The organism is Streptomyces sp. NPDC102258 (assembly GCF_055584685.1).
In genome coordinates, this window is sequence record NZ_JBVJLO010000022.1 from 111,606 (window position 1) to 120,444 (window position 8,839).

Consider the following 8,839-nt stretch of genomic DNA (forward strand, 5'->3'; position numbering starts at 1 on the left):
GCCCCGCGCCGCAGGCGGTCAGCGGACCGGGTGGCCCGCTTCCCGCAGCGCCGACTTCACCTCGGAGATCCGCAGATCCCCGAAGTGGAACACCGACGCCGCCAGCACCGCGTCGGCCCCCGCCGCGATGGCCGGCGGGAAGTGCTCCAGCGTCCCGGCGCCCCCGGAGGCGATCACCGGCACGCTCACGTGCCTGCGTACCGCCGCGATCATCTCGGTGTCGTAGCCGTCCTTCGTCCCGTCGGCGTCCATCGAGTTCAGCAGGATCTCCCCGGCGCCCAGCTCGGCGGCCCGGTGCGCCCACTCGACGGCGTCGAGGCCGGTGCCCCGGCGCCCGCCGTGGGTGGTGACCTCGAAGGAGCCGGAGGCCGTCCGGCGCGCGTCCACGGACAGCACCAGCACCTGCCGGCCGAACCGCTCGGCGATCTCCTGGATCAGCTCGGGCCGCGCGATGGCGGCCGTGTTCACGCCCACCTTGTCGGCCCCGGCCCGCAGCAGCTTGTCGACGTCGTCCGCGGTGCGGACCCCGCCGCCCACGGTCAGCGGGATGAAGACCTGCTCGGCGGTGCGCCGCACCACGTCGTACGTGGTCTCGCGGTTGCCGGAGGAGGCGGTGATGTCGAGGAAGGTCAGCTCGTCGGCGCCCTCGGCGTCGTACAGCTTGGCCATCTCGACCGGGTCGCCGGCGTCCCGCAGGTTCTGGAAGTTGACGCCCTTGACGACGCGGCCGTTGTCCACGTCGAGGCAGGGGATCACCCGTACGGCGAGGCTCACGCCGACACCTCCCCGTACGCCTCGACCTCCACCTCGACGACCATGGACGGGTCGACGAAGCCGGAGACGATGAGCATGGACGCGGCGGGCCGGACGGCGTCGAAGAGCTCCTTGTGGGCGCGGCCCACCTCCTCCACGTCGCGGGCGTGCGTGAGGTACATCCGGGTGCGCACGACGTGCTCCGGGCCCAGACCGACCTGGGCGAGCGCCTTGAAGGCGACGCCGAAGGCCGTCATCGTCTGGTCGTACGGGCCACCGCCGTCGGCCGCGGTGCAGCCGGAGACGAGGACGAGCCCGTTGGGCAGCCGGACGGCCCGCGAGTAGCCGATGACGTCCTCGTAGGGGCCACCGGAGGAGATGCGGCGCACCGCGTCGGAGGGACTGCTCATGCGGAGACCACCTTCAGGGCTTCTTCCAGGGTGAAGGCCTTGGCGTACAGGGCCTTGCCGACGATCGCGCCCTCGACGCCCTCGGGGACCAGCGCGGCGAGCGCGCGCAGGTCGTCCAGCGAGGAGATGCCGCCGGAGGCGACGACGGGCCGGTCGGTGGCGGCGCAGACGTTCTTCAGCAGCTCCAGGTTGGGGCCGGTGAGCGTGCCGTCCTTGCCGATGTCGGTGACGACGTACCGTGCGCAGCCCTCGGAGTCCAGCCGGGCCAGGGTCTCGTACAGGTCGCCGCCCTCGCTGGTCCAGCCGCGCCCCTTGAGGGTGGTGCCGCGCACGTCGAGGCCGATGGCGATCCGGTCGCCGTGCTCGGCGATGGCCTTGGCGGCCCACTCGGGGGTCTCCAGGGCGGCGGTGCCGAGGTTGACGCGGGTGCAGCCGGTGGCGAGGGCCGCGGCGAGCGAGGCGTCGTCGCGGATGCCGCCGGACAGCTCGACCTTGATGTCCATGGCGCGGGTGATCCCGGCGACGAGGTCGCGGTTGTCGCCGGTGCCGAAGGCGGCGTCGAGGTCGACGAGGTGCAGCCACTCGGCGCCGGAGCGCTGCCAGGCGAGGGCCGCCTCCAGCGGGGAGCCGTAGGAGGTCTCGCTGCCGGAGACGCCGTGGACGAGGCGGACGGCCTGTCCGTCGCGGACATCGACCGCGGGGAGGAGCTCAAGCGTCTTCATCAGAGGGTCTCGATCCAGTTGGTGAGCAGCTGGGCGCCGGTGTCGCCGGACTTCTCGGGGTGGAACTGGGTGGCCCACAGTGCCCCGTTCTCCACGGCCGCGACGAAGGGCTCGCCGTGCGTGGCCCAGGTGACCCGGGGCGCGCGGATGGCCGGGTTGGTGACCTCCAGGCTCCAGTCGTGCGCCGCGTAGGAGTGCACGAAGTAGAAGCGGGCGTCGGCGTCGAGCCCGGCGAAGGCCTGGCTGTCGGCGGGCGCGTCCACGGTGTTCCAGCCCATGTGGGGGACGACGGGGGCCTTCAGCGGGCCGACCGTGCCGGGCCACTCGTCGAGGCCCTCGGTCTCCACTCCGTGCTCGATGCCGCGTTCGAAGAGGATCTGCATGCCGACGCAGATGCCCATGACGGGGCGGCCGCCGGAGAGGCGGCGGCCGATGATCCAGTCGCCGCGGGCGTCCTTCAGGCCGCGCATGCAGGCGGAGAAGGCGCCGACGCCGGGGACGAGGAGTCCGTCGGCGTCCATCGCCTTGTCGTAGTCGCGGGTGATCTCCACGTCCGCGCCGACGCGGGCGAGGGCGCGCTCGGCGGAGCGGACGTTGCCGAACCCGTAGTCGAAGACGACGACGTTCTTGCGTGCGGTGCGTGTGCTGCGTGCGGTCATTCCCAGATTCCTTGGATCCGCAGGACTCCGGCGGCGAGGCACATGACGGAGCCGATGGCGAGCAGGACGATGACCGACACGGGCATCTTCTGCTTCTGGAAGGAGTAGACGCCGCCGGCCAGGAACAGGCCGAGGACGATCAGGATGGTGTTGAGGCCGTTCACGACTAGAGGGCGCCCTTCGTGGAGGGCAGGATGCCGGCGGCGCGCGGGTCGAACTCGGCGGCGTAGCGCAGGGCCCGGGCGAGGGCCTTGAACTGGCACTCCACGATGTGGTGGGCGTTGCGCCCGTACGGGACGTGGATGTGCAGGGCGATCTGGGCCTGCGCGACGAAGGACTCGAAGATGTGCCGGGTCATCGTCGTGTCGTACTCGCCGATCATCGGCGCCATGTTCTCGGGCTCGGTGTGCACGAGGTAGGGGCGGCCGGAGAGGTCGACGGTGACCTGGGCGAGCGACTCGTCCAGCGGGACGGTGCAGTTGCCGAAGCGGTAGATGCCCACCTTGTCGCCGAGGGCCTGCTTGAAGGCGGCGCCGAGCGCGAGGGCGGTGTCCTCGATGGTGTGGTGGCTGTCGATGTGCAGGTCGCCGTCGGTCTTGACGGTGAGGTCGAAGAGGCCGTGGCGGCCGAGCTGGTCGAGCATGTGGTCGTAGAAGCCCACGCCGGTCGAGACGTCGACCTTGCCGGTGCCGTCGAGGTTTATCTCGACGAGGACCGAGGTCTCCTTCGTGGTGCGTTCGACCCGTCCGATGCGGCTCATGCCTGCTGCTCCTTCTTCAGTGCGCGAACCGCTTCCAGGAACGCGTCGTTCTCGGCCGGGGTGCCCGCGGTGACCCGCAGCCGGCCCGGTACGCCGTTGTCCCGGACCAGGACGCCCTGGTCGAGGATCTTCCGCCAGGCGGTGTGCGAGTCCGCGAACTTCCCGAACTGGATGAAGTTCGCGTCGGACTCGGTGACCTCGTAGCCGAGGGCCAGCAGCTCGGTGACGAGCCGGTCCCGTTCGGCCTTGAGCTGCTCGACGTAGCCGAGCAGGGTGTCGGTGTGCTCCAGGGCGGCCAGCGCGGTCGCCTGGGTGACGGCCGACAGGTGGTACGGCAGGCGCACCAGCTGGACGGCGTCGACCACGGCGGGGTGCGCGGCCAGGTAGCCCAGGCGCAGTCCGGCGGCGCCGAAGGCCTTGGACATGGTCCGGGAGACCACCAGGTTCGGGCGGCCCTCGATCAGCGGCAGGAGCGAGTCCCGGTGGCTGAATTCGACGTACGCCTCGTCCACGACGACCAGGGAGGGTTTGGCCGCCTGCGCGGCCTCGTAGAGGGCGAGGACGGTCTCCGCCTCGACCGCGGTACCCGTGGGGTTGTTGGGCGAGGTGATGAAGACGACGTCGGGGGCGTGTTCGGCGATGGCCCGCTCGGCGGCCGCCACGTCGATCGTGAAGTCCTCCCGGCGCGGGCCGGAGATCCAGCCCGTGCCGGTGCCGCGCGCGATCAGCGCGTGCATCGAGTACGAGGGCTCGAAGCCGATGGCGGTGCGGCCCGGGCCGCCGAAGGCCTGGAGCAGCTGCTGGAGGACCTCGTTGGAGCCGTTGGCGGCCCAGACGTTCTCGCGGGCGACCGGGTGCTTGCCGGTACGGGTGAGGTAGGCGGCGAGTTCCGTGCGCAGCTCGACCGCGTCCCGGTCCGGGTAGCGGTTGAGGGTGCGGGCCGCGTCGGCGACGCGCTCGGCGATGCGCCGGACCAGCTCCTCGGGGAGCTCGTACGGGTTCTCGTTGGTGTTCAGCTGGACGGGCACGTCGAGCTGCGGGGCGCCGTACGGGGTCTGGCCGCGCAGTTCGTCCCGGATGGGCAGGTCGTCGATGCCGAAGCTCACTGGTTCGGCACCTTCCACCCGAAGCGCGCCTTCAGGGCGGCGCCGTGCGCGGGCAGGTCCTCGGCCTCGGCCAGCGTCACCACGTGGTGGGTGACCTCGGCGAGGGCGTCGCGCGTGTAGTCGACGATGTGGATGCCGCGCAGGAAGGACTGCACGGACAGGCCGGAGGAGTGGCAGGCGCAGCCGCCGGTGGGCAGGACGTGGTTCGACCCGGCGCAGTAGTCGCCGAGGGAGACCGGCGCCCAGGGGCCGACGAAGACCGCGCCGGCGTTGCGGACGCGGGCGGCCCAGGCGGCGGCGTCGGCGGTCTGGATCTCCAGGTGCTCGGCGCCGTACGCGTCGACGACCTTCAGGCCGTCCTCCAGGCTGTCGACCAGCACGATCGCGGACTGCCTGCCGGCCAGGGCGGGCTTGATCCGGTCCTCGACGTGCTTGGTGGCGGCGACCTGCGGCTCCAGCTCGCGCTCGACGGCGCTCGCGAGCTCCTCGGAGTCCGTGACGAGCACGGCGGCGGCCAGCGGGTCGTGCTCGGCCTGGCTGATCAGGTCGGCGGCGACGTGCACCGGGTCGGCCGTGGAGTCCGCGAGGACCGCGATCTCGGTGGGGCCGGCCTCGGTGTCGATGCCGATCCGGCCGGTGAAGTAGCGCTTGGCGGCGGCGACCCAGATGTTGCCGGGGCCGGTCACCATGTTCACGGGCAGGCAGTCCTCCGTGCCGTACGCGAACATCGCGACGGCCACGGCCCCGCCGGCCGCGTACACCTCGTCCACGCCGAGCAGCGCGCACGCGGCGAGGATGGTGGGGTGCGGCAGGCCGCCGAACTCCTTCTGCGGCGGGGACGCCAGCGCGATCGACTCGACGCCGGCCTCCTGCGCCGGTACGACGTTCATCACGACGGACGACGGGTACACCGAGCGCCCGCCCGGCGCGTACAGCCCCACGCGCTCGACCGGAACCCACTTCTCGGTCACGGTGCCGCCGGGGACCACCTGGGTGGTGTGCTCGGTGCGGCGCTGCTCGCGGTGGACGATCCGGGCGCGCCGGATCGACTCCTCCAGGGCGGCGCGGACGGCCGGGTCCAGCTCCTCCAGGGCGGTCTTGAGCGCCTCGGCGGGCACCCTGACCCGCTCCAGCTCCACCCCGTCGAACTTCCGCGCGTACTCGATCAGCGCCGCCGTGCCACGATGATGGACGTCCTCGCAGATGGGCCGCACCTTCTCCAGGGCGGCTTCCACGTCGAACTCGGCACGGGGCAGCAGATCGCGCAGGGCGCCACCCTCGGGGAGGGCGTCACCGCGCAGGTCGATACGAGAGATCACCCTCCAATTCTCTCAGACCGATTCCCGGCACCGTTCGTCCGTATCACTGGCTGATACGCGTCCCCCATGTCACCGCCGCCCCTTAGCGTGCTCGTACACGTATCGGACAGCGGGACAGCGGGGGGCTGCCATGACCGAAGTGCGGGCGGACGGGGTGCCGCGGGACCTCACGGACGCCGAAGCGCACATGTGGCAGGCCTTCCGGGCGGGCACCGTCTGTGACCTCGGCACCCGGACCGCCGAGCGGGACGATCCGCACGGCGGGGCCGAATGGGGTCCCGAGCGGCAGGTCCGGGCCGAGGTCGTGGCGCTGCTCCTGCTGGCCGGGCCGGAGCCCGTGCCGGGCCGCGTCGCCTGCCTGAAGCTGCGCGGGGCGCGCGTCACCGGGCGGCTGGAGCTGTCGGGGGGCACGGTGGCCCCGTACGTCGAGATCCGGTCGTGCCGCTTCGACAGCGAGATCCAGCTCTCCGAGACCCGCTTCGGCACGCTGCGCCTCGACAACTGCGCGATCCCCCGGATCGAGGCGGCCCGCGTGCACACCGAGGGAGACCTGCACCTGGCGCGCTGCCGGGTGGCGCGCGGGATCCGGCTGACCGACGCCCAGATCGGCACCGACCTGCTGATCAGCCAGGCCGTCTTCCGGCGCGACAACCGGGGCCGGGCGATCGCCGCCGACGGGATGTCCGTCGCCCAGGACTTCCAGGCCGACCTCATGGAGGCGTACGGGGAGGTCAGCCTGCGGGCGGCGAAGGTGGGCGCCTCGATGAGCCTGCGCGGGGCGCGGCTGGAGAACCCGTACGGCCGCCGGGCGCTGAACGCCCCGACGCTGACCGTCGAGCGGACCCTCTACCTGACCTCGATCGCCCTCGGCCCGGACGGGAGCGATCCGTCCCGCCCGTACGACTGGGGGCAGACGCCGACGCGCGGCGGTCCGGAGCGGCCCTTGCGGTGCACGGGCGGGCTGCGCCTGGACGACGGCCGCTTCGGGGACTCCGTCGACTTCCACGGGGCCGGCTTCGAGCTGCGGCCGGACCAGGAGGTCTCGCTGCGGCGGATCCAGACCCCCGAGTTCCGCTTCGTCGGCGAGGCCCCGGAGCAGGGCCGGGTGGTGGTGTCGGGGGCGAAGGTGGTCAAGCTCGTCGACCGCTCCACCAGCTGGCCGGGCCCGGGCCGGCTGTCGATGGAGGGCTTCGTCTACGACAACCTCGCGCCCCGGGGCCACTTCCCGCTGACCCGCCGCCTGGAGTGGGTGGCGGCGGCCACCCCCGAGTACTCGCCGGAGCCGTACGAGCGGCTCGCCGCCGTGCTCCGGGACGGCGGGGAGGACGCCGACGCCCGCGAGGTGCTGGTGGCCAAGCAGCGGCGGCGCCGGGCCACCCTGCCGCCGGCCGGCCGGGCCTGGGGGCACCTCCAGGACTGGACGGTGGTCTACGGGTACCGGCCCGGGCGGGCGGCGCTGTGGATGGCGGTGCTGTGGGCGGCGGGCGCCCTGCTGTTCTCCGGGCACCCTCCGCAGCCCATGAAGGCGGACGAGCACCCGCAGTGGGACCCCGCCCTGTACGCGCTGGACCTGCTGCTGCCGGTGATCGACCTCGGGCAGGAGGGGCAGTGGAAGGTGACGGGCGGCTGGCAGTGGGCGGCGGCCGCCCTGGTCCTGCTGGGGTGGATCCTGGCCACGACGGTGGCCGCGGGCGCGTCCCGGCTGCTGCGGCGGGGGTGACGGTCCGGGGCCCGCGGCCACTACCCTGTGCCTCGTGACCACCGTTCGCCTGCCCCTCTTCCCGCTGAACCAGGTGCTGTTCCCGGGCCTCGTGCTGCCGCTGAACATCTTCGAGGAGCGCTATCGCGCCATGATGCGCGACCTGCTGAAGATCGGGGAGGACGAACCGCGCCGGTTCGCGGTCGTGGCGATCCGCGACGGCCGGGAAGTCGCGCCGACCGCGCCCGGGCTGCCGGACCAGACGGGCCTGCCCGAGCGGGGCCCGGCGGCCGGCTTCGGCGCGGACCCGATCCAGGCCTTCCACCGGGTCGGCTGTATCGCGGACGCGGCGACGATCCGGGAGCGGGAGGACGGCACCTTCGAGGTGCTCGCCACCGGCACCACGCGGGTACGGATCCTCTCCGTCGACGCGTCGGGGCCGTTCCTGGTCGCCGAACTGGAGGAACTGCCCGAGGATCCGGGCGACGGCGCGGGGGCCCTCTCGGAGGGCGTCCTGCGCGCCTTCCGCAGCTACCAGAAGCGGCTGGCCGGGGCCCGCGAGCGCACCCTCGCCTCGGCGCCGGACCTGCCGGACGAGCCGTCGGTGGTCTCGTACCTGGTGGCGGCCGCCGCCGTGCTGGACATCCCCTCGAAGCAGCGCCTCCTCCAGGCCCCGGACACCGCGACCCGCCTCGCGGAGGAGCTGAAGCTGCTCCGCTCGGAGACGGCCGTGATCCGCCACCTGCCGTCCCTCCCGGCGGTGGACCTGACCCGCGCCCCGACGAGCCCGAACTGAGCGGATGCCGAAGAAGAAGCCCCAGCCGGCGGGCACCCCGGCCATCGCGGCCCTCACGGCGGCGGGCGCGGAGTTCACCACGCACGCCTACGTCCACGACCCCGCGCACCCCTCGTACGGCGAGGAGGCCGCCGAGGCGATGGGCGTCTCCGCCGACCGGGTGTTCAAGACCCTGGTCGCGGAGGCCGACGGGGTCCTCACGGTCGCGGTGGTCCCCGTCTCGGGCTCCCTGGACCTGAAGGCCCTGGCGGCGGCGGTGGGCGCCAAGCGGGCGGCGATGGCGGACCCGGCGCTGGCGGAACGCACCACGGGCTACGTCCGCGGCGGCATCTCCCCGCTGGGCCAGCGCAAACGCCTCCGCACGGTCCTGGACGCCTCGGCGACGGCGCACCCCACCATCTGCGTCTCGGCTGGCCGCCGCGGCCTGGAGCTGGAACTCTCCCCCACCCTCCTCACCACCCTCACCACAGCCACCCTGGCCCCCATCGCCCGCCCGTAACCCGGGACCCCCGCGCCTCAAACGCCGGCGGGGCTGGATACGACGCCGTTGTCAGCCGCCGCGCCGCTGCCGGGGGCCAGCCCCCGGACCCCCGCGCCTCAAACGCCGGCGAGGCT

11 protein-coding genes are annotated in these 8,839 nt (G+C 73.1%); 3 read left to right on the forward strand and 8 right to left on the reverse strand.

The features are described from left to right. Positions 1 to 18 precede the first annotated feature (18 nt). From hisF to hisD, 8 genes are read right to left on the reverse strand one after another with little or no spacing between them, the layout of a single operon-like run. A complete protein-coding gene (hisF, locus tag ACZ6ZT_RS29845) occupies positions 19 to 774 on the reverse strand; it encodes an imidazole glycerol phosphate synthase subunit HisF (protein WP_469723220.1) in 756 nt (251 codons plus the stop codon). After that, a complete protein-coding gene (locus tag ACZ6ZT_RS29850; RefSeq protein ID WP_469723221.1) occupies positions 771 to 1,163 on the reverse strand; it encodes a RidA family protein in 393 nt (130 codons plus the stop codon). Before ACZ6ZT_RS29850 ends, hisF begins: the two co-directional genes overlap by 4 nt. Next, a complete protein-coding gene (gene priA, locus ACZ6ZT_RS29855; RefSeq protein ID WP_469723222.1) occupies positions 1,160 to 1,885 on the reverse strand; it encodes a bifunctional 1-(5-phosphoribosyl)-5-((5-phosphoribosylamino)methylideneamino)imidazole-4-carboxamide isomerase/phosphoribosylanthranilate isomerase PriA in 726 nt (241 codons plus the stop codon). Before priA ends, ACZ6ZT_RS29850 begins: the two co-directional genes overlap by 4 nt. After that, a complete protein-coding gene (gene hisH / locus ACZ6ZT_RS29860) occupies positions 1,885 to 2,544 on the reverse strand; it encodes an imidazole glycerol phosphate synthase subunit HisH (protein WP_469723223.1) in 660 nt (219 codons plus the stop codon). Before hisH ends, priA begins: the two co-directional genes overlap by 1 nt. Beyond that, positions 2,541 to 2,708: a hypothetical protein gene (locus tag ACZ6ZT_RS29865; RefSeq protein WP_469723225.1), complete on the reverse strand. Its 168-nt coding sequence runs from the start codon at positions 2,706 to 2,708 to the stop codon at positions 2,541 to 2,543. Before ACZ6ZT_RS29865 ends, hisH begins: the two co-directional genes overlap by 4 nt. 2 nt (positions 2,709 to 2,710) lie before the next feature. Then, a complete protein-coding gene (hisB, locus tag ACZ6ZT_RS29870) occupies positions 2,711 to 3,304 on the reverse strand; it encodes an imidazoleglycerol-phosphate dehydratase HisB (protein WP_030155936.1) in 594 nt (197 codons plus the stop codon). Further along, positions 3,301 to 4,410 carry a histidinol-phosphate transaminase gene (locus ACZ6ZT_RS29875; RefSeq protein ID WP_469723226.1) on the reverse strand — a complete coding sequence of 370 codons (1,110 nt, stop codon included), beginning with the start codon at positions 4,408 to 4,410 and terminating at the stop codon, positions 3,301 to 3,303. Before ACZ6ZT_RS29875 ends, hisB begins: the two co-directional genes overlap by 4 nt. Further along, positions 4,407 to 5,729, reverse strand: a complete 1,323-nt coding sequence (hisD, locus tag ACZ6ZT_RS29880) for a histidinol dehydrogenase (RefSeq protein WP_469723227.1) — start codon at positions 5,727 to 5,729, stop codon at positions 4,407 to 4,409. The genes ACZ6ZT_RS29875 and hisD overlap by 4 nt, the downstream gene beginning before the upstream one ends. A 130-nt stretch (positions 5,730 to 5,859) precedes the next feature. Between hisD and ACZ6ZT_RS29885 the strand changes: the two genes are divergently transcribed. The 3 genes from ACZ6ZT_RS29885 to ybaK are packed head-to-tail and all read left to right on the forward strand — an operon-like array spanning position 5,860 to position 8,723. Continuing rightward, positions 5,860 to 7,449, forward strand: coding sequence for an oxidoreductase (locus ACZ6ZT_RS29885; RefSeq protein ID WP_469723228.1), 1,590 nt, complete (start codon positions 5,860 to 5,862; stop codon positions 7,447 to 7,449). 34 nt (positions 7,450 to 7,483) lie between these two features. Beyond that, a complete protein-coding gene (locus ACZ6ZT_RS29890) occupies positions 7,484 to 8,224 on the forward strand; it encodes an LON peptidase substrate-binding domain-containing protein (protein ID WP_469723229.1) in 741 nt (246 codons plus the stop codon). Positions 8,225 to 8,228: 4 nt separating this feature from the next. Then, complete coding sequence (ybaK, locus tag ACZ6ZT_RS29895) at positions 8,229 to 8,723, forward strand: Cys-tRNA(Pro) deacylase (protein ID WP_469723230.1); 495 nt, start codon at positions 8,229 to 8,231, stop codon at positions 8,721 to 8,723. The last annotated feature ends 116 nt before the right edge of the window (positions 8,724 to 8,839 follow it).